The organism is Corynebacterium sp. HMSC074H12, from assembly GCF_001813755.1.
Classification (GTDB): Bacteria; Actinomycetota; Actinomycetes; order Mycobacteriales; family Mycobacteriaceae; genus Corynebacterium; species Corynebacterium hiratae.
In genome coordinates, this window is sequence record NZ_KV813939.1 from 41,550 (window position 1) to 65,686 (window position 24,137).

21 protein-coding genes are annotated in these 24,137 nt (G+C 60.2%); 12 read left to right on the forward strand and 9 right to left on the reverse strand.

The genetic code is table 11. From position 1 onward, the window contains the following. Nucleotides 1-1,485 (forward strand): Asp-tRNA(Asn)/Glu-tRNA(Gln) amidotransferase subunit GatA, encoded by a 1,485-nt coding sequence (gene gatA / locus HMPREF2932_RS09505; protein ID WP_071410057.1) that lies wholly within the window; start codon nt 1-3, stop codon nt 1,483-1,485. A gap of 226 nt (nt 1,486-1,711) precedes the next feature. On the opposite strand, the gene HMPREF2932_RS09510 is transcribed toward gatA, so the two are convergent. Both HMPREF2932_RS09510 and HMPREF2932_RS09515 read right to left on the reverse strand, forming a co-directional pair. After that, nucleotides 1,712-2,992 carry an HNH endonuclease signature motif containing protein gene (locus HMPREF2932_RS09510; RefSeq protein WP_071410075.1) on the reverse strand — a complete coding sequence of 427 codons (1,281 nt, stop codon included), beginning with the start codon at nt 2,990-2,992 and terminating at the stop codon, nt 1,712-1,714. 242 nt (nt 2,993-3,234) lie between these two features. Continuing rightward, on the reverse strand, nt 3,235-3,558 hold the full coding sequence (locus tag HMPREF2932_RS09515) for a hypothetical protein (RefSeq protein ID WP_049157219.1): 324 nt from the start codon (nt 3,556-3,558) through the stop codon (nt 3,235-3,237). Between the two features lie 48 nt (nt 3,559-3,606). Here HMPREF2932_RS09515 and HMPREF2932_RS09520 point away from each other — a divergent pair, with 48 nt between their 5' ends. From HMPREF2932_RS09520 to HMPREF2932_RS09545, 6 genes are all read left to right on the forward strand, one after another. Continuing rightward, entirely contained in the window at nt 3,607-4,983 is a 1,377-nt protein-coding gene (locus tag HMPREF2932_RS09520; RefSeq protein ID WP_046648094.1) for an MFS transporter, read from the forward strand. Nucleotides 4,984-5,005: 22 nt separating this feature from the next. Then, nucleotides 5,006-6,037, forward strand: coding sequence for a 6-phosphofructokinase (locus HMPREF2932_RS09525; RefSeq protein ID WP_010186971.1), 1,032 nt, complete (start codon nt 5,006-5,008; stop codon nt 6,035-6,037). 39 nt (nt 6,038-6,076) lie between these two features. After that, a complete protein-coding gene (locus tag HMPREF2932_RS09530) occupies nt 6,077-7,675 on the forward strand; it encodes an aspartate:alanine exchanger family transporter (protein ID WP_049157216.1) in 1,599 nt (532 codons plus the stop codon). 43 nt (nt 7,676-7,718) lie between these two features. After that, nucleotides 7,719-9,224: an Asp-tRNA(Asn)/Glu-tRNA(Gln) amidotransferase subunit GatB gene (gene gatB / locus HMPREF2932_RS09535; RefSeq protein WP_010186967.1), complete on the forward strand. Its 1,506-nt coding sequence runs from the start codon at nt 7,719-7,721 to the stop codon at nt 9,222-9,224. A 55-nt stretch (nt 9,225-9,279) separates the two neighbouring features. Next, on the forward strand, nt 9,280-10,335 hold the full coding sequence (locus tag HMPREF2932_RS09540) for an NAD(P)-dependent alcohol dehydrogenase (protein WP_071410058.1): 1,056 nt from the start codon (nt 9,280-9,282) through the stop codon (nt 10,333-10,335). Nucleotides 10,336-10,520: 185 nt separating this feature from the next. Then, complete coding sequence (locus HMPREF2932_RS09545) at nt 10,521-11,945, forward strand: YkvI family membrane protein (protein ID WP_071410059.1); 1,425 nt, start codon at nt 10,521-10,523, stop codon at nt 11,943-11,945. Here HMPREF2932_RS09545 and HMPREF2932_RS09550 read toward each other — a convergent pair. Continuing rightward, nucleotides 11,942-12,631: a LysE/ArgO family amino acid transporter gene (locus HMPREF2932_RS09550; RefSeq protein WP_070681114.1), complete on the reverse strand. Its 690-nt coding sequence runs from the start codon at nt 12,629-12,631 to the stop codon at nt 11,942-11,944. The genes HMPREF2932_RS09545 and HMPREF2932_RS09550 overlap by 4 nt on opposite strands. Before the next feature lie 70 nt (nt 12,632-12,701). Here HMPREF2932_RS09550 and HMPREF2932_RS09555 point away from each other — a divergent pair, with 70 nt between their 5' ends. The 3 genes from HMPREF2932_RS09555 (at nt 12,702) to HMPREF2932_RS09570 (ending at nt 15,483) form a co-directional block, all read left to right on the forward strand. After that, entirely contained in the window at nt 12,702-13,586 is an 885-nt protein-coding gene (locus HMPREF2932_RS09555; protein ID WP_046648098.1) for a LysR family transcriptional regulator ArgP, read from the forward strand. A 28-nt stretch (nt 13,587-13,614) separates the two neighbouring features. Continuing rightward, on the forward strand, nt 13,615-14,601 hold the full coding sequence (locus HMPREF2932_RS09560; RefSeq protein ID WP_046648099.1) for a DoxX family protein: 987 nt from the start codon (nt 13,615-13,617) through the stop codon (nt 14,599-14,601). 567 nt (nt 14,602-15,168) lie between these two features. Further along, the gene (locus HMPREF2932_RS09570; RefSeq protein ID WP_049157204.1) at nt 15,169-15,483 is read left to right on the forward strand and encodes a transcriptional regulator; all 315 of its coding nucleotides are present in this window, start codon (nt 15,169-15,171) and stop codon (nt 15,481-15,483) included. A 70-nt stretch (nt 15,484-15,553) separates the two neighbouring features. Here the strand turns inward: HMPREF2932_RS09570 and HMPREF2932_RS14050 are convergent, their stop codons facing one another. The 3 genes from HMPREF2932_RS14050 to HMPREF2932_RS14055 form a co-directional block, all read right to left on the reverse strand. Further along, nucleotides 15,554-15,940, reverse strand: a complete 387-nt coding sequence (locus HMPREF2932_RS14050; protein WP_071410060.1) for an IS30 family transposase — start codon at nt 15,938-15,940, stop codon at nt 15,554-15,556. A gap of 490 nt (nt 15,941-16,430) precedes the next feature. Next, nucleotides 16,431-17,189, reverse strand: a complete 759-nt coding sequence (locus tag HMPREF2932_RS13895) for a DUF6973 domain-containing protein (RefSeq protein ID WP_232745259.1) — start codon at nt 17,187-17,189, stop codon at nt 16,431-16,433. Between the two features lie 188 nt (nt 17,190-17,377). Next, nucleotides 17,378-17,692 (reverse strand): transposase, encoded by a 315-nt coding sequence (locus HMPREF2932_RS14055; protein ID WP_371326341.1) that lies wholly within the window; start codon nt 17,690-17,692, stop codon nt 17,378-17,380. Between HMPREF2932_RS14055 and HMPREF2932_RS13900 the strand changes: the two genes are divergently transcribed. Beyond that, nucleotides 17,579-18,154 (forward strand): hypothetical protein, encoded by a 576-nt coding sequence (locus HMPREF2932_RS13900; protein WP_232745262.1) that lies wholly within the window; start codon nt 17,579-17,581, stop codon nt 18,152-18,154. The two genes, HMPREF2932_RS14055 and HMPREF2932_RS13900, sit on opposite strands and share 114 nt — an antisense overlap. A 175-nt stretch (nt 18,155-18,329) precedes the next feature. On the opposite strand, the gene HMPREF2932_RS09590 is transcribed toward HMPREF2932_RS13900, so the two are convergent. The 3 genes from HMPREF2932_RS09590 to HMPREF2932_RS09600 are packed head-to-tail and all read right to left on the reverse strand — an operon-like array spanning nt 18,330 to nt 21,999. Then, nucleotides 18,330-19,598, reverse strand: coding sequence for a glycosyltransferase 87 family protein (locus tag HMPREF2932_RS09590; RefSeq protein ID WP_049154359.1), 1,269 nt, complete (start codon nt 19,596-19,598; stop codon nt 18,330-18,332). Nucleotides 19,599-19,609: 11 nt separating this feature from the next. Continuing rightward, nucleotides 19,610-21,463, reverse strand: coding sequence for a dihydroxy-acid dehydratase (gene ilvD, locus HMPREF2932_RS09595; protein ID WP_070754708.1), 1,854 nt, complete (start codon nt 21,461-21,463; stop codon nt 19,610-19,612). A 2-nt stretch (nt 21,464-21,465) separates the two neighbouring features. Continuing rightward, nucleotides 21,466-21,999, reverse strand: a complete 534-nt coding sequence (locus HMPREF2932_RS09600; protein WP_046648103.1) for a PH domain-containing protein — start codon at nt 21,997-21,999, stop codon at nt 21,466-21,468. A gap of 314 nt (nt 22,000-22,313) precedes the next feature. Between HMPREF2932_RS09600 and HMPREF2932_RS09605 the strand changes: the two genes are divergently transcribed. Then, complete coding sequence (locus HMPREF2932_RS09605; protein ID WP_071410062.1) at nt 22,314-24,134, forward strand: acetolactate synthase large subunit; 1,821 nt, start codon at nt 22,314-22,316, stop codon at nt 24,132-24,134. Nucleotides 24,135-24,137 lie beyond the last annotated feature (3 nt).

Sequence of the window (24,137 nt, forward strand, 5' to 3'; positions counted from 1 at the left end):
ATGGCACAATTCATTGCGCCCACCGAGGGCATTACCGCACTGACCGCCGCCGAGCTGGCTGAGAAGATTCACTCCCGCGAGCTCACCTCCCGCGAAGTAACTCAGGCCTTCCTGGACCGAATCGCGGAGACCGATGGTGAACTCAACGCCTTCCTGCACGTTGGTGCTGAGGAAGCGCTGGCGGCTGCCGACGCCGTCGATAAGTCCCTCGACGCCGGCGAAGAACCAGCCTCTGCCCTGGCTGGCGTGCCGCTGGCGCTCAAGGACCTGCTGGTGACTACCGACGCCCCCACAACCGCCGCCTCCAAGATGCTGGAAGGTTGGGTCTCACCCTATGACGCCACGCTGGTGACCAAGCTGCGCGAGGCCGGTATTCCGATCCTGGGTAAGACGAACCTCGATGAGTTCGCGATGGGCTCCTCCAACGAGAACTCCGCTTATGGTCCGGCCCACAATCCGTATGACACCGAGCGCACTCCGGGCGGCTCCGGTGGTGGTACCGCGGCAGCCCTTGCTTCTGGTCAGGCTCCGCTGGGTATCGGTACCGACACCGGTGGCTCTATTCGCCAGCCGGCCGCTCTGACGAACACCGTGGGCGTAAAGCCGACCTATGGCACGGTGTCTCGCTACGGCCTCATCGCCGCTGCAAGCTCCCTGGACCAGGCTGGTCCGACCGCCCGCACGGTCCTGGATACCGCACTGCTGCACGAAATCATTGCCGGCCACGACTCCTTCGACGCCACCTCCGTGGACAAGCCGGTCGCGCCGGTAGTCGCCGCTGCCAAGGAGGGCGCTAACGGCGATTTGTCCGGTGTGAAGGTTGGCCTGATCAAGCAATTCGAGCGCGATGGCTGGCAGCCGGGCGTGATGGAGGCGTACCATGCAGCCGTTGAGCAGCTGAAGTCTCAGGGCGCAGAGATCGTTGAGGTCGACTGCCCGCACTTCGATGACGCTCTCGCTGCCTACTACCTCATCATGCCGTGTGAGGTCTCCTCCAACCTGGCCCGCTTCGACGGCATGCGCTACGGCCTGCGCGTGGGTGATGATGGAACCCACTCTGCGGAAGAGGTCATGTCCCTGTCCCGCGCGGCTGGCTTCGGCCCCGAGGTCAAGCGCCGCATCATGCTGGGTACCTACGCCCTGTCCGTCGGCTACTATGACGCCTACTACCTCCAAGCGCAGCGTGTTCGCACCCTCATTGCACAGGACTTTGAGCGTGCCTTCGAGCAGGTCGATGTCCTCGTTTCTCCGACCACCCCGACCACAGCCTTCAAGCTGGACGAGAAGGTCGAGGACCCGATGGAGATGTACAACTTCGACCTGTGCACCCTGCCGTTGAACCTCGCCGGCGTGTGCGGCATGTCCGTTCCTTCCGGAATGGCATCCGACACCAACTTGCCCACCGGCCTGCAGATCATGGCACCGGCATTTAAGGATGACCGCCTGTACAAGGTCGGCGCCGCCTACGAAGCAGGGCGCAAGTAGTAGACACACTTCGGGCCAGCCCGTAGTGCGCATGAGCCGGGGTCTTTCACTGTCGTGGGAGGCCGCCGGCCTTCGTCGTTTTATTCGACGGTGTGGGTTCGTTGGTTCGTAGTCTTTCTTTTTTCCTTTCGGTTTCCTTGGTCGGGTTTCGTCGTTTGAAACGACGAGTCTGGGTTCAGCCTCCGCGGAGTGTGTCTGAGTTCTTCGTCGTCTGGAACGACGGGGTTTAGAAGGGGATGTCGTCGGTGCCGGCATCAGCGTTGGTCTTGCTCTCATCCTTGGCTTCGGCTTCGGCTTTGGCTTTGGCTTGTTGTTGTGCGTAGTCGTCGAGTTCTTGTTTTAAGTGTTGGGCTTCCTCGCGTACGCGTTTTCTGGTGGCGGTGATGTGTTGGGCTACTGTTTGTGCCCACCGTTTCTGTTTTGGTGCTAGCGGCCCGTCGGCTTCGGTGATAGTCCAAGTACCGTCTTCAAACAGGCAGATGACATCCCCGCTGTAGGGGTCCAGCAGGTATTTGAGGCTGCCATCGGTTTTCATATTGTGATGACCCTGGCATAAACACGCCAGGTTCTTCGGGTGGGTCGGCCCGCCTTCAGCCCAGTTATGCCGATGATCCAACTGGCTAAGGAAAGCTGGTTTGCCGCACCCGCCGACCCGGCAGGTCCCGTCACGGCCTTCGACATGTTTGCGCATGATGATTCCTGGTTGGTAGCCATCGGCTTCGGCAACGTCACCGGTTAAGTCCCGGGTCTTATCATGCGGCATCGGCTTAGCCCGCCAGCCGAAGCCTTCAATAAAGGTTGGTGCATCCTCAATGTCGCAGGCCTGATAGGTGTGTAACACCACAGTAGCTGGAGGCTTAATCTCACCGGAGAGCAGTTTTATGACTGCCTCCGGAATCGTCAGATCGTGCTTGGTTGCGGTGTGGTGGATGAAGGCGTCGAGTTTAATGCCGGTGTCTTCATCACAGTGCAGTTCCAGCCAGGCTGAGGTGCCGTTAGAAGAAAACCGGTACGTATTTTTAGGGCGGGTGTCCTGGTAGGCGATGGAGTTATCGAGGGTTTTGCAGATATCGCGGACTTTGCGCCTGATTTGACTACGCGTGGGAAAAGCCTGATTCGGCTTAGAAGGGGTGAAGAAGTCAGCCAGGAGGGTGTCGATGAAGTCCAGGGTTTCATCTGTTAAGGCTGTCAGTGCTGACATGGGTTGATCAATAGCAATAAGGGACTCGATGTCGAGCAGGCAGTGGGTGTCTTGTATGGCTTTGACTTTCGGCAGGCTATCTAGGCGGTGGATGGCACGCAGGCCGGATTTGATGTGGCCTTCGGGCAGTGACCAGGCAGCGACTAGGGATAGTGCGGTGGTGTTGATATCAGCCTGCAGGCCGGGCATAGCCCCGACCCAGGTGTCATAGGCAGCTCGTCGTGTTTTGGCGCGGGCTATGGCGTGTGGGTTATTCGGGTTGGTGGTGGAAAAGAAGAAGGTTGGTGGGCGTGTGGCAGTGGTCATGGGTATCTCCCCCGAGATAAACATGTGTTAGAAGAAGTGTTCTAAACGTGATTCTAGTGCCACACACCCCGTATGGCCATAGCCTGCGTTAAATTCGTGTCAAGTCGTTACTATAAACGGGGGTAGCCACCCCACATTAGCCAGCACGTTCGACGCAAAAATGTTGGAGCCTTTGCCCGCGCGAGGACGTAAAACGCCCCTCCAGCCGTCAAGGACAGCGTGAAGGGGCGTGGGAGGGGGATCTACTTGGCGTCGGAAAGCGCGTAGGCAGCGCCAGCGCTCGCGGCAGTGACGGTGAGGACTGCGGGCCAGGAGCCCATTTTCTTAGCCAGCGGGTGGGAGAGGCCAAAAGCGCCGGTGTACAGAGCTGCCAGGCCAGCGGTAGTGGCCGGGTTCGTCTTAGCCCACCAGCTGCGGCCCGCCCACACGCCAGCGGCGGCGAGCACCACGCCGCCAAGCGGGCGAATGCCAGTCTCCCGGGCGGTGAGCCAGCCGCCGATAAGTCCCAGCGTGACGGTCGCTGCCGTCGATACGTCCTGCGGTTTCTTGATATCAATCATTCCCATGCGCCTCAGTTTAGGCCGCGTGAGCGTGCGGTGGCTAGACTTCGCTGCATGAAACTCGCAGGAACGCCGCCGTCGGAGAAGCAAGGGTGGCTCGCCATGGCCGCGCTATCACTGGGCTTTTTCATGTCCTTGCTCGACCAATCGATGATTGCCGTCGCGCTTCCCGACGTCCGCCGTGAGTTCCACGCCGATGTCAACCAGGTGCTGTGGGTTTCCGCCATCTATTTGCTCGCCGTGGTCGTGCCGCTGTTGTTTACCGGCCGCCTCGGCGATATCTACGGCCAGAAGAAAATGTTCCAGCTGGGCGTCGGGCTCTTTGGCATCGGCGCGCTGTTGTGCGCGTTAGCGCCCTCGGTGGAGTTTCTTATTGCAGCAAGAGCCTTGCAAGGTTTCGGCGCGTCGATTCAAATGCCGCAGACTATGGCCGTCATCAACCGTATTTTCGCGCGGGAGCGGCGCGGCCGTGCGCTCGGCGTCTGGGGAGTGGTTGGGTCTTTGGCCACACTTGCCGGACCGCTCTTGGGAGGCTTCGTCGTCGCTGCATTTGGGTGGCAGGCTGTTTTCTGGATCCATATTCCTTTTGTTGTCGCCGCGATTGTCTTATCCGGCCTGTGGGTGCCTTCCTTGCCAACGGCGATGGGGAAGATTGACTTCGTGTCGGTGGGGGCGTCGTTTATCGCGTTAACGTGCTTCGTCTTCGCAGTGCAACAGGGCCCAGAGACTGGTTGGCCGTGGTGGATTTGGGTCCTGCTCCTTGCTGGTGTGGTGGGCATCTACCTCTTCGTGCGCTTGCAATCATCGCGGGGGAAGGCGGCGCTCGTCCCGCTCGTGCTGTTTAAGGACCGCAACTACTCCGCAGGTTCAGTGGCCATCGTGTCCATGGGCTTTATGGCGGCGTCGATGATGATTCCAATCATGATGTGGCTGCAGGTCGAGCAGGACATGTCGGCGCGCGATGCCGGAATCATCGTCACACCCATGGCGCTGGTCTCTCTGTGCGTGTCGCCCTTGGCGGGCATTCTGGCGGATAAGCTGCACCCACGACGTCTGGCGGTCGCGGGCTTCGGCATCCTGATTGCGACCTTCCTCGCACTGTGGTTCCTCATGCAGGCCGAAGTGTCGGCCTGGTGGTTGTGCTTGCCCTGCGCGGCGCTGGGAGCGGGACAGTCCTTCATCTGGGGCTCCAACGCCGCGACGACGATGCGCGATATTGACGCAGATCTCATGGGCGCGGCATCCGGCGTCTACAACACGTCCAGGCAGGTGGGGTCGGTCATCGGTGTGGCCGCTGTGTCCGCAGTCATGCAGGTAGCGGGGGCCGCGAATTCCCTCGTGGTCATCGTTGCGATGCTGGCGGTGGGGTGTGTGGCTTCGCTCTTCTTCCGCGACACCCTGCATGCGGTAGCGGAAACTGCGAGGCTATAGGGAAGCGAGTAGATTGGATGTCATGCGTCTTGCTGTACTGACATCCGGTGGTGATTGCCCCGGTCTGAATGCTGTTATCCGCGCGGTCGTTCGCACCGCATCCAACGAGTTCGGCGATACGGTCGTCGGCTACGAGGACGGCTGGGTTGGTCTGATGGAAGACCGCCGCCGTGACCTTTATGACGACGCAGAGATCGACCGCATCCTCCTGCGCGGCGGAACCATCCTTGGCACCGGCCGCCTCCACCCAGATAAATTCAAGGCTGGGTTGGACACCATCAAGGCCAACATGGCTGATGCTGAGGTCGATGCGCTCATCGCCATCGGCGGTGAGGGAACGCTCAAGGGTGCCAAGTGGCTCTCCGATAACGGTATCCCGGTCGTGGGCGTGCCAAAGACCATCGATAATGACGTCAACGCTACCGACTACACCTTCGGTTTCGACACCGCAGTATCCGTGGCAACTGACGCGATCGACCGCCTCCACACCACCGCTGAATCCCACGACCGCATCCTCATCGTCGAGGTTATGGGCCGTCACGTTGGCTGGATCGCGCTGCACGCTGGCATGGCCGGCGGTGCGCACTACACGGTGATCCCTGAGGTCCCGTTCGATATCGCCGATATCACCAAGGCCATGGAGCGCCGCTTCCAGATGGGTGAGAAGTACGGCATCGTCTGCGTCGCTGAGGGCGCGCTGCCGAAGGAAGGCACCATGGACTTCGAAGAGGGCGGTGTGGACCAGTTCGGCCACCAGACCTTCAACGGAATTGGCCAGGTCATCGGTGATGAGATCAAGAAGCGCACCGGCTACGACGTGCGCACCACCGTACTCGGCCACATCCAGCGCGGCGGTACGCCGACGGCCTATGACCGTGTGCTGGCCACTCGCTACGGCACCCATGCCGCCCGTGCTGCGCACAACGGCCAGTCCGGCATGTGTGTGGCTCTCCATGGCGAGAATATTGACCTCGTGCCTCTCGAGGACGCAGTGGGCAAGCTGAAGGTGGTTCCGGCCAAGCGTTATGCCAACGCACAGGCCCTGTTTGGCTAAACACCACCGTTAGCTCATCCATAGTTTCTAAAGGTAGCGATGACAAGCGTATTAGCTTATCTGGCTGAGCAGCCGGTCCTCTTGGTGTTTCTGCTCATAGGTGTCGGCATGGCACTCGGCGGCATCAAGACGCGGGGCATCAGCTTGGGCGCGGCGGCCGTGCTTTTTCTCGGCATCGCATTCTCGGCAGCCGCATCAGCTGCCGGGGTGGAGGCCTCCGTTCCTCCTATTTTGGGCATGTTCGGCTTAGTGCTCTTTGCCTTCGGCATTGGCAATAACTCCGGTGTGTCCTTCTTCAAGTCACTGAAGACGGCGACGGGCCCAGTGCTGTCGATGATCGGAGTCTTCATCGTCGCGGCGCTTGCCGCGTGGGGGTTGGGCACTTATGTCTTTGGGCTGTCGAATGCCACCATCGCTGGTACTTTCGCCGGTGCGGTGACGAATACCCCGGCGTTGGCGGCGGCGTCGGAAGCCACGGGCGATCCGGGCTCGGCTACGGTGGGCTACGCGGTGGCTTACCTGTTCGGTGTCATCGGCATGCTCGGTGCGACGGTGCTCGTGCTTCGCGACGCCGGCAATGACGACGACACCCTGTCACCCGTCACGCGCCAGCACATGCAGATTCAACGCGAGATCTCAGTCGCGGAGATCGCTGATATTGGCAATGGGGAAGTGCAGGTAACACGCCTGCGCCGCGTGGGCAGCAACCTTATCGTTTTGCCGAAATTCTTCGACGTGCTGCACCCCGGTGACGTGGTCACGCTCGTTGGTGCCCCGGAGGACCTGGACAACATCATCGAGCGAGCCGGGCGCGAGTCCCCGCAGATCCTCAATGATGACCGCCACGAGTTGGACTTTCGCCGCATCACTATTTCCGAGCACAGCTTGGCGGGCCTGACCATCGCGGAGCTCAATAACCAGCTGGCGGATCGCTGGGGCGCGCGTATCTCGCGAGTACGTCGCGCCGATAATGATCAGGTCGCTATCCCAGAACACATCGTGGAGCTCGGCGACCGCGTGCGCGTCGTCGGTTCCAAGAAGTCCCTGCGGGAGATTTCCACTTTTCTTGGTGATTCCTCGCAAGGCCTGACAGATATCAACCCGGTGTCTTTGGGCCTCGGCATGGCCCTCGGCGTTTTCGTGGGCCACCTCGAAATCCCGCTTCCAGGCGGCTCTTCCTTTAGCCTCGGCGCTGCCGCTGGCGTCCTCATCGTGGCGTTGATCATGGCGCGTATCGGGCGCATCGGCAATACCGTCACCGCACTGCCGCACTCGGCCAACACAATCCTCTCCGAACTCGGACTGCTGCTCTTCTTGGCCCAGGCCGGAACGAATGCGGGCGGGGAAATCGCCGGTGCCTTTACGGGTGGAGCCTGGTGGAAGATTCTCCTGCTCGGCATGATCATCACGACGCTGGTGGCGACCGGATTCGCACTCGTCATGCGCCGCTTCCTGCGCGTCGGTGCCACGAAGACCGCGGGTGCTATGGCGGGCGCGCAAACCCAGCCGGCCGTGCTCGCTTTCGTGAACAATCGGACGAACACTGACCAGCGCGTCGCCTTGGGCTATGCCATGGTGTATCCGGCGGCGATGATAGCCAAGATTCTCATTACGCACGGCATCACCTTGTTGGGTTAGGCGGTTGCGCACGGTGTCGCGCTGACATACTAAGATGGCACGCATGACTGCTGCGATGTATGACCTGATGGACTATGACGAGGTCCTTGAAAAGTTCGAACCCGTTATGGGCATGGAAGTTCACGTGGAGCTCAACACGGAGACCAAGATGTTCTCCACCTCGCCCACGAACTTCAACGCAGCCCCCAACTCCAACGTGGACCCGGTGTCCCTCGGTTTGCCAGGCGCTTTGCCGGTGGTCAACTCCAAGGGCGTGGAAGGCGCCATCAAGATCGGCCTGGCGCTGAACTGCAAGATTGCGGAATCTTCGCGTTTCGCCCGCAAGAACTACTTCTACCCGGACCAGCCGAAGAACTACCAGATCTCCCAGTACGATGAGCCGATTGCCTACGACGGCTACCTCGACGTCGTCCTCGACGACGGCACTGAGTGGCGCGTTGAGATTGAGCGCGCTCACATGGAGGAGGACACCGGCAAGCTGACCCACCTGGGTGGTGCCGATGGCCGCATTCACGGCGCAACGACCTCGCTGGTGGACTGCAACCGTGCCGGCATCCCGCTAATCGAGATTGTGACCAAGCCGATCATTGGTGCTGGCGAGCGCGCCCCCGAGGTCGCCCGCGCCTATGTTTCTGCTCTGCGTGAGCTCGTCGCGGCACTGGGCGTGTCCGATGCCCGCATGGATCAAGGCTCGATGCGCGTGGATTCCAACGTTTCGCTGCGCCCGGTGGGCCAGGAGGAGTTCGGCACCCGTACCGAAACCAAGAACATCAACTCCCTGCGCTCGGTGGAGCAGGCGGTGCGCTTTGAGATGCAGCGCCAGGCGCAGGTGCTTGTCGACGGTGGCGAGATCGTCCAGGAAACCCGCCATTACCAGGAAACGGATGGTTCGACTTCCAAGGGCCGTCCGAAGGAAACCGCCGAGGACTACCGTTACTTCAACGACCCGGACCTGCCGCCGGTGATTGTCTCCCGCGAGTGGGTCGAGGAAATCCGTCAGACCCTGCCGGAGATGCCGTGGATTCGCCGCGCCCGCATCCAGGAGGAGTGGGGCCTCAAGGACGAGGAGATGCGTGACCTGGTCAACGCCGGCGCTCTCGATCTCATTATCGAAACAGTGGAAGCCGGCACCACTCCTGACGAGGCCCGCTCCTGGTGGGTGTCCTACCTGACCGGTAAGGCCAATGAGGCTGGCGTTGAACTGAGCACTCTCGGCATTACCCCGGCGCAGGTCGCTCGCGTTGTTGAGCTGGTCAAGGAAGGCAAGCTGACCACCAAGCTGGCTCGCCAGGCGGTCGACGGCGTGCTGGCCGGTGAGGGTGACGTCGACGAGGTCGTCGCCAAGCGCGGGCTCGAGGTCGTGCGCGATGATGGCGCGATCGAGAAGGCCGTCGATGATGCCCTGGCCGCTAACCCGGACATCGTGGAGAAGTACAAGGCCGGCAACAAGAAGGTCACCGGTGCCATCGTGGGTGCGGTCATGAAGGCCACCCAGGGTAAGGCTGACCCAGGACAGGTCAACAAGCTGATTGCGAAGAAGCTCTCCTAGTCGGTAGAGATTTCCATTAGGCGAGGTCAGGCGGCTGCGGGGTACCGTGGTCGCCATGACTATTTCTACTAAAGCACTGCAGAAGACCGGTCCGAACGAGCCCTTCGAAGTCGTGACCATCCAGTGCCGCGAGCCGCGCGCCGATGACGTTGTCATCGACATCAAAGCAGCAGGCATCTGCCACTCGGATATCCACACCATCCGCAACGAGTGGGGCGAGGCGCACTTTCCGCTGACCGTTGGCCACGAGATCGCCGGCGTGGTCTCCGCCGTGGGGGAGGAGGTCACTAAGTTCAAGGTGGGGGACCGCGTCGGCGTGGGCTGCCTGGTGAATTCCTGCGGTGAGTGCGAGCAGTGCGAGGCAGGGATGGAGCAGAACTGCCTCAAGGGCGGTGTGGGAACCTATAACTCCACGGATGTCGATGGCACGATTACTCAGGGCGGCTATGCGGAAAAGATCGTGGTGAATCAGGACTTCGTCCTACGCATCCCGGAGGCCCTTGATTTTGACGTGGCAGCACCCCTTCTCTGCGCCGGTATCACTACGTACTCTCCGCTGGCCCGCTGGGACGTCAAGGAAGGCCAGAAGGTAGCCGTCGTGGGCTTGGGCGGCCTGGGGCACATGGGCGTGCAGATTGCTGCCGCCAAGGGCGCGGATGTCACGGTCATCTCGCGCACCTCGCGCAAGGCAGAGGAGGCCAAGAAGCTGGGGGCGAGCCGTACCCTGGCCACCACCGAAGAGGAAGACTTCTTCAGGAACCACCGCGGCGAATTTGACCTCATCCTGTCCACCATCTCCGCCGAGTATGACCTCGAAGATTACCTGCGCCTCCTCAAGCCGCGCGGCATTATGTCGGTGGTCGGCCTACCGCCGGAAGCACTGCCGCTGCGCCTCAGCCGTCTGGTCGGCGGCGGCAAGGTGCTGACCGGCAACAATATTGGTGGCATCGCGGAAACCCAGGAGATGCTGGACTTCTGCGCCGAGCATGGCCTGGGCGCGGTGATCGAAAAGGTGGGCGTCGACGAGGTAGACGCGGCCTATGAGCGCGTCGTCGCGGGTGATGTGAAATTCCGTTTCGTCATCGATACCGCGACGTTTGCCGAGCACTAAGAGGTGAGCCGGCTCATGCTTGAGCGGTTGTAGGAGCAATCTCTCCACAGCCGCACACATGTTTTCCTATCAGGTTGGCGTAAGGTAGAACCTATGTAACGCCATGCTTGTGCCAAAGTATGGCGCGTTTTTATGCACTAGCCACTAAGCATAAAAAGAAGAAACTAGAAAACAGATAGGAAAACGTGTCTTATAAAAACGTCGTGGGCATCGCTTTGTCCTTCATTGGCTTGCTCGTGGGTGCGGGCTTTGCCACGGGACAGGAAGTTGTCCAGTACTTTACGTCCTTTGGTATTCCTGGCATGTGGGGAATCCTGGTAGCCGGCTTGGTCATGACCCTCGCCGGCACGGTGTTCCTTCAGCTGGGAAGCTACTTCCACGCCAGCGAACACAACCAAGTGTTCCGGAACATTACCCACCCGATCATTTCGCGCATTCTGGATGTCGCGGTGATCCTCACGCTCTTTGCGGTGGGCTTTGTCATGCTGGCTGGCGCCGGATCCAACATGCAGCAGCAATTTGGCTGGCCAGCCTGGGTGGGTTCCCTGCTCATGCTCGTGCTCGTTCTTATCACGGGCATGTTCGACGTCGATAAGGTTTCCCGCGTTATCGGTCTTCTTACGCCGACCATCATTATCGCCGTACTCTTCGCCGGCACCTACACGCTGCTGCACATGCCGGACAACGTCGATGCGGCCATTGCCGCCTCCGAGGCGATTGAGTCCCCAATCCCGCACTGGCTCATTTCCGCGCTGAACTACAACGGCCTGGCCCTCATCCTGGCGGTATCGATGTCCCTGGTGATCGGCGGCGATAACATCAGCCCGCGCGAGGCAGGCGTCGGCGGCATCGTGGGTGGCGCGGTCTACGCGGTGCTCATGGCCATCGCCGGTTTCTCGCTGCTGATGAACGCGGAGAACGTCGGCGATTCCGATATCCCGATGCTGACCCTGGTGGACAATATCCACCCGACACTCGGCGTCATCATGGCCATCATCATTTACCTGATGATCTTCAATACCGCCATCGGCATGTTCTATGCGCTCGGCAAGCGCCTGTCTTCCGGTAACGAGTCCAAGTACCGCATCATCTTTATCGCCGGCTGCCTCGCTGGCTTCGCCGTCTCCTTCGCCGGCTTCAAGGCTCTGATGCAGTACGTCTACCCGGTCCTGGGCTATATGGGCATTGTGCTCGTGGCCATCTTGGTGATTGGGTGGCTGCGCTCCCTGGGCAAGATTAAGGACGAGGGCCTGCGCCGTGAGCGCATCCGCGCCCTGCTGCACCTCAAGCTGCACCCCGACACAGAGTACGACGCAGCGCGTTATGACGATGAAATCGGCCAGCAGATCGCTGACTCCAACATGGACGATGAAGCCCTCTTCGAGGATCTCGTCTCCGATGTGGTGGAGGAGCTGGACTCGGATGAAGAGCTCGACTTCGACAAGGAAAAGTGGGAGGAAAACCGCAACGACCACTCCTACTACACCGAGCGCGAGGCTGTGGAGCAAGATCGCACCGACGAAGAAATCAAGGCCTGGGTCGAGGAAACCGGCGCGGTGGGAGACCCCGCCGAAGACGAAGAGCTCCCTGAAGAATCAAAGAAGAACTAGAGAAGCAGGAGCTTCGCCGTCAGCGCAAGCATGACGCAGCCGATGACGATGTTGACTACGCGCCACGTCGTCGGCTTGGCCAGCACGTGGGAGAGCTTGTAGGCACCAAAGCCGAGGGAGGGGAACCACACGGCGCTGGCCAGAATCGCACCGCCGGCGAAGACCCAGCGCTGGTCGCCATATTGGTTGGCAATGGAGCCCAGCATGACCAGCGCGTCGACGTAGGCCAGGGGATTAAGCCACGTCAGCGCCAACGCACCGAGGACGGGTTTGACCCAGGATTTTGAGCGCACGCGGGGGCGGATCTTCGTAAGCACTGAGTTCCCCGGTGCTCCCGAGCTGCCCGAGTTCTCTTCAACGACCTGCGCCACTGGTGCGGTTTCCTCAATGACCAGTGATTCCTGTTGCTTCTTAAACGCATCGCGGAAGCACGTGAACCCAAAGTAGATGAGGTAAGCCGCGCCCAAGTACTTGACCACGATGAGCGCGGTGGGGAAGCGTTCGACGAGGACGCCGACGCCGGCGGTGCCGCCGGTGATCAGGATGACGTCGGAAAGCAAGCATGCCAACAGGATAGGGCCGACATGATCGCGTTTAATGCCCATCTTGATGATGTAAGCATTCTGCGGTCCGATGGCGATGATGAGGGACAAACCCAGCGCAAATCCTGCGAGCAAAACTGACATGGCTTCTAGTCTGCGTATAACGCCATATGAAGTCCAGTTAAATCTTCTACAGCTGGTTTAAAATAGCTTCATGAACCCGCTCCATACTGAAACTCTGCTGGCCATCATCGATGAAGGCTCCTTCGAGGGCGCTGCGGCTGTGTTGGGAATCACTCCTTCGGCCGTCAGTCAACGCATCAAGGCGTTGGAAGTATCGACTGGTCGAATCCTGCTGCGCCGCGGCACTCCCGTCACCGTGACCGAGGCAGGGGAGATCGTCGCCCAAGCCGCGCGGCGCATGGCTCTGGTCCAAGCCGAGGCGGATGCGCGGCTCACCGAGCGCCTCTCCCGCGTGCCGTTGACTGTTGCCATCAACTCGGATTCCCTGGCCACGTGGTTCAGACCTGTAATCCAGCGCACCGCCGAGCGCGGTGAGGCGGCGCTGCGCATCCGCATCGAGGATGAGGCCCGAACGCTCGCGATGCTGCGCCGGGGTGATGTGCTGGGCGCGGTCACGCGCGAGCAAACCCCAGTCTCCGGTTGTGAATCTACATACCTCGGCACCATGCGCTACTTTGCCGTCGCCGCACCCAGCCTGGCGGAGGGCTTTGAAGATTGGGAGACCCTGCCCATCGTGGGCTTCGGGCCGAACGACGCGACTTTGGACGACGCCATGCGCGAGCGTTTCATCGACTCCCATGTCCTGCGCGCGCGGGTCTCACAGATTCCTTCCTCGGAGAGTTATGTCGAAGCAGTGCGCTACGGCCTGGGCTGGGGTCTGGTGGCGAGACTGCAGGCCCAGCCCCTGCTGGAGACGGGGGAGCTGGTGCTTCTCGACGACTTCCCGCTCGACATCGACCTCTATTGGCAACGCTGGCGATTGGAGTCGGAGGTGCTCGCGGACCTCACGGCAGATGTCTTAGACGCAGGCCGTGCGGTTTTAGCTACGCGCCGCGCCGATAAAGATGCACCATAAGGGCGCTGTGCTGCCTTAAGTTGGAGGCATGAGCGATAAAACTCCTGATAAAGCCACCGACTTTGATGACGATATCCCGACCTACACGGGGAAAGACTCCGTGAAGGACAGCACGCCTGAGGCAGAAGCTGCCGATAAGCCGAAGAAGAGTAGCCTCTTCCAACGCCCCGGCCGCGCCGAGCCGCAGGTGATTAAGCCGAAGAAGGCTGAGGAGCCTGCTGTTGAGGCAGAGCCTGAAGCCAAAACCGAAACCTTTGAGAGCGCCACCCGCGAGTCCTTGTCTTTCGACAGCGCTGCAGCTGAAACCGAGACCACTGCCTTCCCGCGCGCGGAGGCCATGGCCGAGCCTGATACGCAGACAACCGCTATGCCGGTATCGGCAACCGCAACCGAGTCCGCAGCAACTGAGACCTACGAGGAAGTACCAAGCACGGTTGCCGTTGCCGACCCCGCCGTGGACTCCGAGCCTGCAGCCGTGGAGGAGAAGCCGGAGCCAGCACGCCGCGGCACCATCGACTTCGGTCTGCTCTTCGTGCGCTTGGCGCTCAGCGTTTACCTGCTCGTGGCGGGTGCCTCGACCTTCTTCAAGCTCGGCGGCAACGAGGGCCTGTCGGGTCTGGAGAACGAGTTCGGCGAGTACACCATGGCAGCGGCACTTGCCATCGGCGTGCCGACCGTCCAGCTTATCGCCGGTGCCTTCCTGCTGCTGGGACTGGTGACGCCGCTGGCGGCCATGTTCGGTCTTATCGTCACTGGCTTCTCCGCTATCCACGGCCTCAACGCCTCGGGTGCTGGGTTGGATGTCTTTGCCTGGAATGAGAGCGTCTGGCTGGGCCTGGTGCTCTTCGTTATCGCGGTGGCCCTGCAGTTCACCGGTCCGGGCTTCATCTCCCTGGACTTTAACCGCTCGTGGACTCGCCGCCCATTGGCAACGTCCTGGATTTTCGTCGTCATTGGCGTGGCCGCGCTCGTTGCCATCTGGTGGTTTGGCGCGGGCGTTAACCCGCTGAACTAGGCGCTGTTAGCACGTTTCTACGCTCCCAGCCTGCAGCTATATACAAACTCTTGTTATTTTCCGTTGCGTAAAGTAAGTTGCTTTCCGTAATGGAAAACAATGACTTTGGTGCCGCAGGAGGGGAGCTTTAGTTTTGTCCAATCAGGATGTTCGGGACGCACTCGCATTTGAGGAACAACAACGGCTGGCCGCGGCCAAACGGCCACCCGTTTGGCTAAGTCTGCTCGCAGCGGCGGCGTACGGCGCGTGGTTTGCCTACATGTGGATCAAGGATGACGTCCATCCTCTCGTTCCTGTTGGTGGACTGCTTCTTCTACTCGCGCTCTTGGTGAGTCTTGCCGTCTTTTACCGCACGGGGGTGAGGGATTCAATGCGCCAGAAGGTTGATCCGTACGCCTCTAGGAATGTGACCTGGCGCTTCTACGCAGGATTGGGATTTATGATTCTGCCGGCGCTCTTCAACCCTTTCGTTGAAGGACACGTTATTGCCTCGTGCATCGCAGGTGTGCTGTGCGCCTTGGCGGTCTTGTGGACACTACATACTGGTGCGCTGGATCGGAGGCCGCGATGAGTGAACTTGACCCGGTAATCCACCCGCTCAATCGCTTTAAGATTTGCGCCACACTTAATGCCTTCGGAGCCACGCAGGGCGGGGAGGTAAACCGAGAGATGAAGTTCGCCATGTTGCGCGCTCGCACGGAGCTTTCCGATGCCTCCCTGTCTAAGCAGCTCGGAGCTCTGGAAAAAGCCGGCTACGTGACTCGCTTCCGCGAGTACGGCACCAGCCGTGCGAAGGACTCGGTGTGGGTCGCATTGACTGAGCAAGGCAAGATTGCCTTCGACGGCCACTTGGCAGCACTCAAGGAATTAGCTGAGGGTTGAGTTGGGTGCATAGTACGGCCTCGCTGAGGTGCCCTTGTTGCCAAAGTTTTCCCGCCCGCCGCAGGCGGTTTCAAGTGGTGGATGCATCACTTGAATAGTTCTTGGATTTTCTCTTCTGGTGTGTACCAGTTGAGGACTTTTCTGGGGCGCCCGTTGAGTAGGTCTTGAATGTGTTGAACGCCTTTTGAAGCGTCAGGGTACTAAAGTCGCTTCCTTTGGGTAGGAAGTCTCGGACTAGCCCGTTGGTGTTTTCGTTGGTAGGACGCTGCCAGGGTGAGTGTGGATCGCAGAAGTAGACTGCGAGCCCACGTTCGATGCTCAGCCTGTCTACTTGGGCTAGTTCCACACCTTGGTCCCAGGTCAGTGTTTTGGTGATGTTGCGTATTTTGCCAGTAAACATCTCGATTAACTTATCGACAGTCGTGGCGGAATCATGCACATCAAGCAGCGAGCCCATACGACTACTTGTTCAAGCCGGTTAGAGTCCAAGCACTACCCGGATTATCCAGAGAAAAACTGAGAGCAACTGTCGTTGACTCCATGATTAAAGAAGACGGACTTGATGGAGAACACAGATCAAGAGCCTCTCGAGAGAACCTCACCCATTGTTCGCTGTCGCCCTTTCCTCTAAGAAAGAGGAAGTTTGCCTCTTCGGTGAAGCCGTGTTCTGGAACAGGGGGATCATCAACCACAAGTGTTTCTTTGACTGTTTGATACGGAGTGTATGGGCACACGAGCGAAAACTCAGTCCACTCTGGTCCGTAGAGTTCCTCCAGTGTGATGGACTCAGTAACGGGGATTGCATGTCCCGATCGTTCTAGGGACGCGAGATGAGAAGCCAATGGGTCATTAAAACTACAAGAGGAGAGTGATAGGGAGACAATACTAGTGAACCCTATCCGTGCCATCATGCGTCTCATTAACATAACCTCCTTCTCGTGCCTATCCTAGGAAAGTGTAGATAGCAGTCCAATCCTTGCCCAGAGGGCGCACTGGTTCAGAGCAGCAGCTTCGTCGCCACTACTTGCGAAAGCAGATCCAAGAAATCGACCTTGGGCATTGTTATACAGGTCCATGCGGGTCTGATCCGCTGGCCCTTGAGCGACAGTTTCGTGGTTAGTAGCAATGCGTTCAGCTGCATCTGCACCGATTCTCATCGTCATCAGGGCATTCCACGAGCAGTGCCGAAAAGCATCGCCCTTTCCATTGCGGAGTGATGTGGCGCCAGGAAACCGGTTCTGCGCTTCCGTACTCGCGGTTGTGGCTGCCTGATTGGCGATGCCGCATGATACTACATCGACCAGCGCGATGCAGGACAGCATTTCAAGGCCCTGGATATATATCCGGTAGGGGTCCGACTGGGTGGTCGCAAAAGGCGCTACCTGAGGATTGATGTCAGTGACCCTGGCACGTTCAACTGCAGCAATGATTGCGCGTTGTTCATTAGCTGACAGGGATGCGAAGTAACCGTACGGGTCGGCGGACTCGTTCATCACCTTGATCTCGTCTTGAACATTCATGATGTCCTCATCTGTGACATCACTGGTGTCTACGCGAATTTCAGCGTCTAAGTCAATTGTTGATGCGGGCAAGGGGGTAAGATTCCCCAGGTTTTGGGCAGCAGCACTTGGTGGAATGATTAAACCAAATGCGAGAACTGCTGCTGTAGATAAAGCCATGATGAATCTTGTGGCGCGATTGCGCATAAGAACTCCTGTAAATTTCGTGAAAACGATTATCCGTGACGAGGGAAACACGCATATTAGGTGCTCCTTACCCAGAGTAACAGATAATTCCTATTAGGAAACTAACAGTTGTAAAATCACCCCTAATTAGGTGTATATCCCCTGCCAATTTATCGATCACAGCTCCACACAGAAGTAACGAAGTACTACTAGTAACGCTCGTAGATTGAAGTGCCCCGAGTTTTGTTCCTAGGGGGGGCAGGGCTCAGCAGCCAAGGGGAAGGTGACCACTTCGTGTTCAACTCCTCGATGACAAAGGCCCGCAACTGCGGGCTGGTATCGAGTTTACGGGGTTTAGGCCTGGCTAAACGGTCTACAGCCCGCTTTTGCGCCACGAGGGCATCGTAGCCATGCTCAGTCATCCCACGGGCGATTTCCCTGCTAATCGTCGACTGATTCCGGCCAAGGTGGGCTGCAATCTCACGGTGAGTAAGACCCTGATCAAGCAGATAGGCTATCGCTATTCGGTCATGGCGGATAAGACGCTTTCCGCGTCCTACCTTCGATTCGGATTCAGTGGGATGATCATTGAGTATCCAACGCCCATACATGCGATTATGGTGCCACGTTTTCACCGTGGCAGTGCAGCGATCAACAACCTGGCCGGCCTGTTTATAGCTTTTGCCAGCATCCACAAGTTTCAAAGCTTGGGCAATGCGATCCCGCTCGTGTTGTATGGCTCCACCGCGACTGGTATTGGCGAGTTCGATACCGTCTTGCGCAAGGTATCGGTAAGCGGTCTGTGGGAAACCTGTCTCTTTCAGTGCACTATGCGCAGACCGACCGCTTTCTACAATAGCAATGATCTTTTGGTATTGATCTTTGTACTTATCCTCATTCAGGCTCCGACGGCGCTTGCCACGGCTAAGGCCCTCAGCCTGGCGCCACACCTTCGCCGTAGCCTTCGAGCCCCCCCAACTCCTTGAGGATCACCGACATCGGACGCGCATCATGCAGATACGCCTGCACATACCGCTCACGTAGCTTTCTATCGCCTAACATCTACACAACCTCCTAGCTGTATAGATGCATTCACCACCTGAGCCCGCCGCAGGCGCGGCGAACAACTTTGGCAGAACAGGCAGTTTTGCGTTTCGGGGCTTAGTTGGTTTGGGCCGCAGCGAGCTCAGTATGTGGCTTGTCGGATTGAGTGCCTCGAGCCTTGAGGCAGATGGCGTAGAGAATCCAGCTGAGTAGTGCCAGCCACACGAAGTCATCGACCAAGAACTTCTGGTACAGCGGCATCGCGTGGACATCGATGCTGTCACCAAACCACCACTTCGGCGGAACGGTCAGCAGCATGCCCACCCAAGCGGCGAGTACAGCCAGCAGGCTGCCGGCGACCCAGGTGGAATTGCGCCAGGACCAGGCGCGGTAGACCAGAACCGGCACGATGAGCGACAGCCACACCCAGTGGTGCGACCACGAAACAGGCGAGATGAGCAGCATGATGGTGGCGGTGGTGAGGTGGGCATCGACAAGCAGGCTTCGCCGCATTTGCGCCAGGATGAGGGCTGAGCCAAGGCCGATGATCGCGAGCGCCGCGAGAAGCCACAGCGCATTGATGAGCATGCCGTGGTTGTCCATCGCCTCCTGGGATGTGAAGAGACGCTGGATGACGCCCTTGAGCGAGGAGTTGGACTGATAGTTCGTAGCTACGCCGAAATCCGCGCCCGAGCCCATATCGAGAAGCTTCGAGGTGAAGAACTCGACGAAGGCTTCCCAGCGGTAGGCCGCGGCCAGCAAGGTGGCCACAACGGCGGAGGCGAAGGCCGTGAGGATCGGCTTCCATTCGCGGCGCAGCAGGAAGTAGAGCAGCATGGCCAAGGGGGTGATCTTGATGGCCGCCGCGAGTCCTATCAGCCAGCCTTGCGGAAGCTTGCGCTTGCGCGGGACCAGATCGAAGATGACCAGCGCCATGATGACGATGTTGATCTGTGCAAAACCGTTGTTGAGGCGGATGGGTTCAAAGAACATGGCCGCGGCCCACGCGATCGCCACGGTGGGCCACAGGTGCGGCACCTTGAGCGCGCGGAAGATCGCGTAGAGGCAGGCAAAGACGAGGGCGTCCGAGAGGACGATCATGATATCGCCCGCGAGGGCGTCACTCATCCAATCAAAGGCAGTCAGCGGCACCATGACCAGCGCCCCGAAGGGCGGGTAGATAAAGGGGAGCGCCAAATCCCCGGCGTACATGGGCTCCGAGTAGACCGAGCGGCCCTCCATGAAGGCGCGCACGCCCTCTCGGTAAATGATCATGTCCACCGGGAAGTCCGTGTGGAGGACGTGGCGGATGACGCCCACCAGGCCAATGATGAGCCCGGCGGCGGTCAGGAGTGTGCGCCTTGCGGCGTTAGTGGCGAAATTCATCGCCCCATACTCTAATTGACGTAGCCATCCACCACGCGCACCGCACCACGGTCAGCGGACGTGGCCATGTTGGCGTAGGCGCGCAGAGCCTTGGTGACCGGGCGGTTGCGGTCCTTCGGCGTCCAGGGCTTCTCGCGCTGCTCCTCGGTGGCGCGTCGGCGTTCCAAGACCTCTTCGTCCACGTCGAGGGAGAGCTGGCGCTCGCGAATGTTGATCGTGATGGGGTCACCGTTTTCGACCAGTCCAATGAGGCCGCCGTGGGCTGCCTCAGGGGAGATATGACCGATGGAGAGGCCGGAGGTGCCGCCAGAGAAGCGGCCATCCGTAATCAAGGCGCAGGCCTTGCCCAAACCGGAACCCTTGAGGAAGGAGGTTGGGTGCAGCATCTCCTGCATGCCGGGACCGCCGGCTGGTCCCTCGTAGCGAATGACGATGACATCGCCGGGCTGGACTTCCTTCTTGAGAATGATGGAAACAGCCTCTTCCTGGGACTCCACCACGCGGGCGGGACCAGTAAAGGTCCAGAGTTCTTCCTCCACGCCAGCAGCCTTGACGATGGCCCCGTTGGGAGCGAGGTTGCCGCGCAGGACGACCAGGCCACCGTCGGAGGAGAAGGCATGCTCGGCGTCGTGGATGCAGCCATTGGCAGCGTCGGTGTCGAGCTCATCCCATCGGTTGGATTGGCTGAATGGCTCGGTGGTGCGTACACCGCCGGGTGCGGCGTGGAAAAGTTCGAGAGCGGCCTCCGTGGCCTTGCCGCCGCGGATATCCCAATCATCAAGCCATTCCTCGGCGTTGTCGTAGAGCGCGGTGTGGACCTTGAGGTTCAAGTGGCCCGCGCGGCGCAACTCGCCCAAGATAGCGGGGACGCCCCCGGCGCGGTGCACGTCCTCGATGTGGTAAGTGCCGTTGGGGGCCACCTTGGACAGGCAAGGTACGCGGTAGGAGATCTCATTGATGTCCTCGAGGGTGAAGTCCACCTCGCCCTCCTGCGCGGCGGCCAGCGTGTGGAGGATGGTGTTGGTGGAACCACCCATAGCCATGTCCAGAGCCATGGCATTGCTGAAGGCTTCCTTGGTGGCAATCGAGCGCGGGAGAACGGCGTCGTCTTCTTCGCCGTAGTAGCGTCGGCACAAGTCCACGATGGCGCGGCCGGCTTGTTCAAAGAGATCACGGCGGGCGCTGTGGGTAGCCAGCGTGGTGCCATTGCCCGGAAGGGCCAAGCCGAGTGCCTCGGTGAGGCAGTTCATGGAGTTGGCGGTGAACATGCCGGAGCAGGAACCACAGGTGGGGCAGGCGGATTCCTCCACGCGGGTCAAGCCCTCATCGGAGACGGCATCGCTGGCCGACGCTGTAATGGCCGTAATCAGATCCGTCGGTGCGTGTGCCACGCCGTCAACGACAACGGCCTTGCCGGCTTCCATCGGGCCACCGGAGACGAAGATGGTGGGAATGTTGAGGCGCAGCGCGGCATTCAACATGCCCGGAGTGATCTTGTCGCAGTTCGAGATGCACACCAGGGCGTCGGCAGTGTGGGCATTGACCATGTACTCGATGGAATCGGAGATGATCTCCCGCGACGGCAGAGAGTAGAGCATGCCGCTGTGGCCCATGGCGATGCCATCGTCAACAGCAATGGTGTTGAACTCCTTCGGCACGCCGCCGGCCTCGCGCACGGCGTCGGCCACGATGTCGCCGACGTTCTTGAGGTGGACGTGGCCGGGGACGAACTGGGTAAAGGAATTGGCAATGGCGACAATTGGTTTGCCAAAGTCGCTCTCCTTGGAGCCGGTAGCGCGCCACAGTGCGCGGGCACCAGATGCCTGGCGGCCAACGGTGGTGACTTTGGAGCGGAGAGGGTACATGGTTAATCCTTCAGTTCGGGGTGTTTCTTGAGGTACTCGGCGTATTCCTCCTTGGTAAGGAGGATTTGTTGGCCATCGCGGTGGACGATGACGACCTTGTCATCGGCGGCTTCGCGGCCAGCGGTCAGGGCGTCGGGGATGCGGCCGTTGGAAGCGGCGGCAAGGCGGGGGAGAGAGTTAAAAGTCACGCCCGGCAGGTTGAGGTTGTCGCCGCTGGTGGTGCGAGCGTAGGCCTTCGAGCGCTGGAATCCGATGCCTTTAAAGTCCTTCCACGCGATGTCCTTGGGGCCGCGGAAGCCATAAGTGATGTGGATGCCTTTCGCGTCCACGGTGGTGTGGGCCCGCAGGACCCACCAGATGGCCAACACCGGGAAGATGAGGATCCAGAAGAGGTATTTCGGGGCCCAGCCAATGCTGAGAAAAGCGATGGCGGCGAGGATGCCGATGCCGAGGAGGTGTTCGCGGGTGGGCTTGAACGTTTCGGCCGTGGGGTGTTCGGCGCGAGAAGATGCGTTCTGCGGGTGTGAGGACGTCATAGTGGGTCATCGTAATTGACAGCGTGGCGCGGTGGCGAACCGCCCCACCTGTGCAATCTCGCAAAATGAGAAAAAGATCCCAAAAATGGGGGTAAATGCCTGCGGTGGCGTTTCTATCAGTGTACAGTTTAGCCCATGATCATTATTCGACTTCCCCTCGTAGTAGTACCCGGGCGGCGCGAGCCGTAGCGAGTCCACTAGTGACGTCGACCAGCAAGCGCCCCCGTTACCTTCACACCCAGGAAGGACAGCGGGGGCGTTATTAGTTGGATGATCTCTCCGATATCCATCCCCACTGAAGGAGCACAACAACCGTGACAGCTTCCACTCCGCCACAGCGGGCGCCCGAGCGCATCACGGGCGCACACGCCATTGTCCGTACCCTCGAAGATTTGGGCACCGAGCTTGTCTTCGGCATTCCGGGCGGCGCCGTGCTTCCGCTGTACGACGCCCTCTTTGAATCCACGAAGCTGCGCCACGTGCTCACCCGCCACGAGCAGGGGGCCGGCCACGCCGCCGAAGGTTATGCCCAGGCATCCGGAAAGGTAGGCGTCATGATTGCCACCTCCGGTCCGGGTGCTACCAACCTGGTGACCCCGCTGGCGGACGCCAACCTGGACTCCGTGCCGGTCGTGGCCATCACCGGTCAGGTGGGCAGCTCCTTGCTGGGCACCGACGCCTTCCAGGAGGCCGATATCCGCGGTGTGACCATGCCGATTACGAAGCACAACTTCATCGTCACCAAGGCAGAGGACATCCCGGGAGCTATTGCTGCCGCGTTCCACCTGGCGTCCACCGGACGGCCGGGCCCGGTCCTCGTGGATATCCCGAAGGATGTCCAGAACGCCCTGATGGAGTACTCCGGCCCAGTCATGCCGGACCTGCCGGGGTATAAGCCCACCACGACCCCGCACCCGCGCCAGATCGCGCAGGCTGTTCGGCGCATTGCTCGCGCGGAACGCCCAGTGCTCTATGTTGGCGGCGGCGTCATTAAGGCGGAGGCTTCCCGCGAGCTGCGCGAGTTTGCTGAGCTGACCGGCATCCCGGTGGTGACCACCCTCATGGCGCTCGGCGCCTTCCCGGATAACCACCCGCAGCACATGGGCATGCCCGGCATGCACGGCACGGTGCCGGCGGTGGCGGCGCTGCAGCGCGCGGATCTTATCATCGCCGTGGGCGCGCGCTTCGATGACCGCGTGACCGGTGATACCGATACCTTTGCTCCGCACGCCGAGGTCATCCACGCCGACATCGACCCGGCCGAGATCGGCAAGATCCGTGAGGTAGCTGTTCCCATCGTGGGTGATGCCCGCGAGGTGCTTCTGCGCCTGACCAAGGCTTATGCCAATGACGCGGAGTTGGACGCCCCGAACCTCGGTGACTGGATGGAGTACCTGGGAGATTTGCAGCGCCGCTACCCGCGCGGTTTCGAGCCGACGTCGGACGGGCTGCTCAATCCGCAGGAGGTCATCCAGCAGCTCAGCTCCATCGTGGGGCCGGAGGCTATCTACTGCGCGGGCGTCGGCCAGCACCAGATGTGGTCGGCACAGTTCCTCGACTTCGAGCACCCGCGCAGCTGGATCAACTCCGGCGGTGCCGGCACGATGGGCTACGCCGTACCCGCAGCGCTGGGCGCTAAGGCCGCATGCCCGGAGCGTGAGGTTTGGGCGATTGACGGCGATGGCTGCTTCCAGATGACCAACCAAGAGCTCACCACCGCCGCGGTGGAGGGATTCCCCATCAAGGTGGCTGTCATTAATAACGGAAACCTGGGCATGGTGCGCCAGTGGCAGACGCTCTTCTATGAGAACAAGTACTCCCATACCAAGCTGCGTGAGCACGATGAGTACGTCCCGGACTTCGTCAAGCTCAGCGAGGCCCTGGGGTGCGAGTCCATTCGCGTCACCACGGCAGAAGAGATTGGCCCCGCGATTGAGCGCGCGCGCTCAATCAATGACCGCCCGGTGGTCATTGATTTCATCGTGGGCCAGGATGCCCAGGTGTGGCCGATGATTGGTGGCGGCGCCTCCAATGAGGAAATTCAGTACGCCCTGGGCCTGCGCCCGCTGTTTGATGAAAACGAGTCCGCGGCCGAGGATCCGGCCGACATTCACGAATCCCTCGAGGAGGCCTAAGAA

What these genes read in the sequence shown, in the direction of transcription:
- gatA (WP_071410057.1), top strand. Translation starts at nt 1, where the DNA reads ATGGCACAATTCATTGCGCCCACCGAGGGCATTACCGCACTGACCGCC.
- HMPREF2932_RS09510 (WP_071410075.1), bottom strand. Translation starts at nt 2,992, where the DNA reads ATGACCACTGCCACACGCCCACCAACCTTCTTCTTTTCCACCACCAAC.
- HMPREF2932_RS09515 (WP_049157219.1), bottom strand. Translation starts at nt 3,558, where the DNA reads ATGGGAATGATTGATATCAAGAAACCGCAGGACGTATCGACGGCAGCG.
- HMPREF2932_RS09520 (WP_046648094.1), top strand. Translation starts at nt 3,607, where the DNA reads ATGAAACTCGCAGGAACGCCGCCGTCGGAGAAGCAAGGGTGGCTCGCC.
- HMPREF2932_RS09525 (WP_010186971.1), top strand. Translation starts at nt 5,006, where the DNA reads ATGCGTCTTGCTGTACTGACATCCGGTGGTGATTGCCCCGGTCTGAAT.
- HMPREF2932_RS09530 (WP_049157216.1), top strand. Translation starts at nt 6,077, where the DNA reads ATGACAAGCGTATTAGCTTATCTGGCTGAGCAGCCGGTCCTCTTGGTG.
- gatB (WP_010186967.1), top strand. Translation starts at nt 7,719, where the DNA reads ATGACTGCTGCGATGTATGACCTGATGGACTATGACGAGGTCCTTGAA.
- HMPREF2932_RS09540 (WP_071410058.1), top strand. Translation starts at nt 9,280, where the DNA reads ATGACTATTTCTACTAAAGCACTGCAGAAGACCGGTCCGAACGAGCCC.
- HMPREF2932_RS09550 (WP_070681114.1), bottom strand. Translation starts at nt 12,631, where the DNA reads ATGTCAGTTTTGCTCGCAGGATTTGCGCTGGGTTTGTCCCTCATCATC.
- HMPREF2932_RS09555 (WP_046648098.1), top strand. Translation starts at nt 12,702, where the DNA reads ATGAACCCGCTCCATACTGAAACTCTGCTGGCCATCATCGATGAAGGC.
- HMPREF2932_RS09560 (WP_046648099.1), top strand. Translation starts at nt 13,615, where the DNA reads ATGAGCGATAAAACTCCTGATAAAGCCACCGACTTTGATGACGATATC.
- HMPREF2932_RS09570 (WP_049157204.1), top strand. Translation starts at nt 15,169, where the DNA reads ATGAGTGAACTTGACCCGGTAATCCACCCGCTCAATCGCTTTAAGATT.
- HMPREF2932_RS14050 (WP_071410060.1), bottom strand. Translation starts at nt 15,940, where the DNA reads ATGGGCTCGCTGCTTGATGTGCATGATTCCGCCACGACTGTCGATAAG.
- HMPREF2932_RS13895 (WP_232745259.1), bottom strand. Translation starts at nt 17,189, where the DNA reads ATGCGCAATCGCGCCACAAGATTCATCATGGCTTTATCTACAGCAGCA.
- HMPREF2932_RS13900 (WP_232745262.1), top strand. Translation starts at nt 17,579, where the DNA reads ATGCTCAGTCATCCCACGGGCGATTTCCCTGCTAATCGTCGACTGATT.
- HMPREF2932_RS09590 (WP_049154359.1), bottom strand. Translation starts at nt 19,598, where the DNA reads ATGAATTTCGCCACTAACGCCGCAAGGCGCACACTCCTGACCGCCGCC.
- ilvD (WP_070754708.1), bottom strand. Translation starts at nt 21,463, where the DNA reads ATGTACCCTCTCCGCTCCAAAGTCACCACCGTTGGCCGCCAGGCATCT.
- HMPREF2932_RS09600 (WP_046648103.1), bottom strand. Translation starts at nt 21,999, where the DNA reads ATGACGTCCTCACACCCGCAGAACGCATCTTCTCGCGCCGAACACCCC.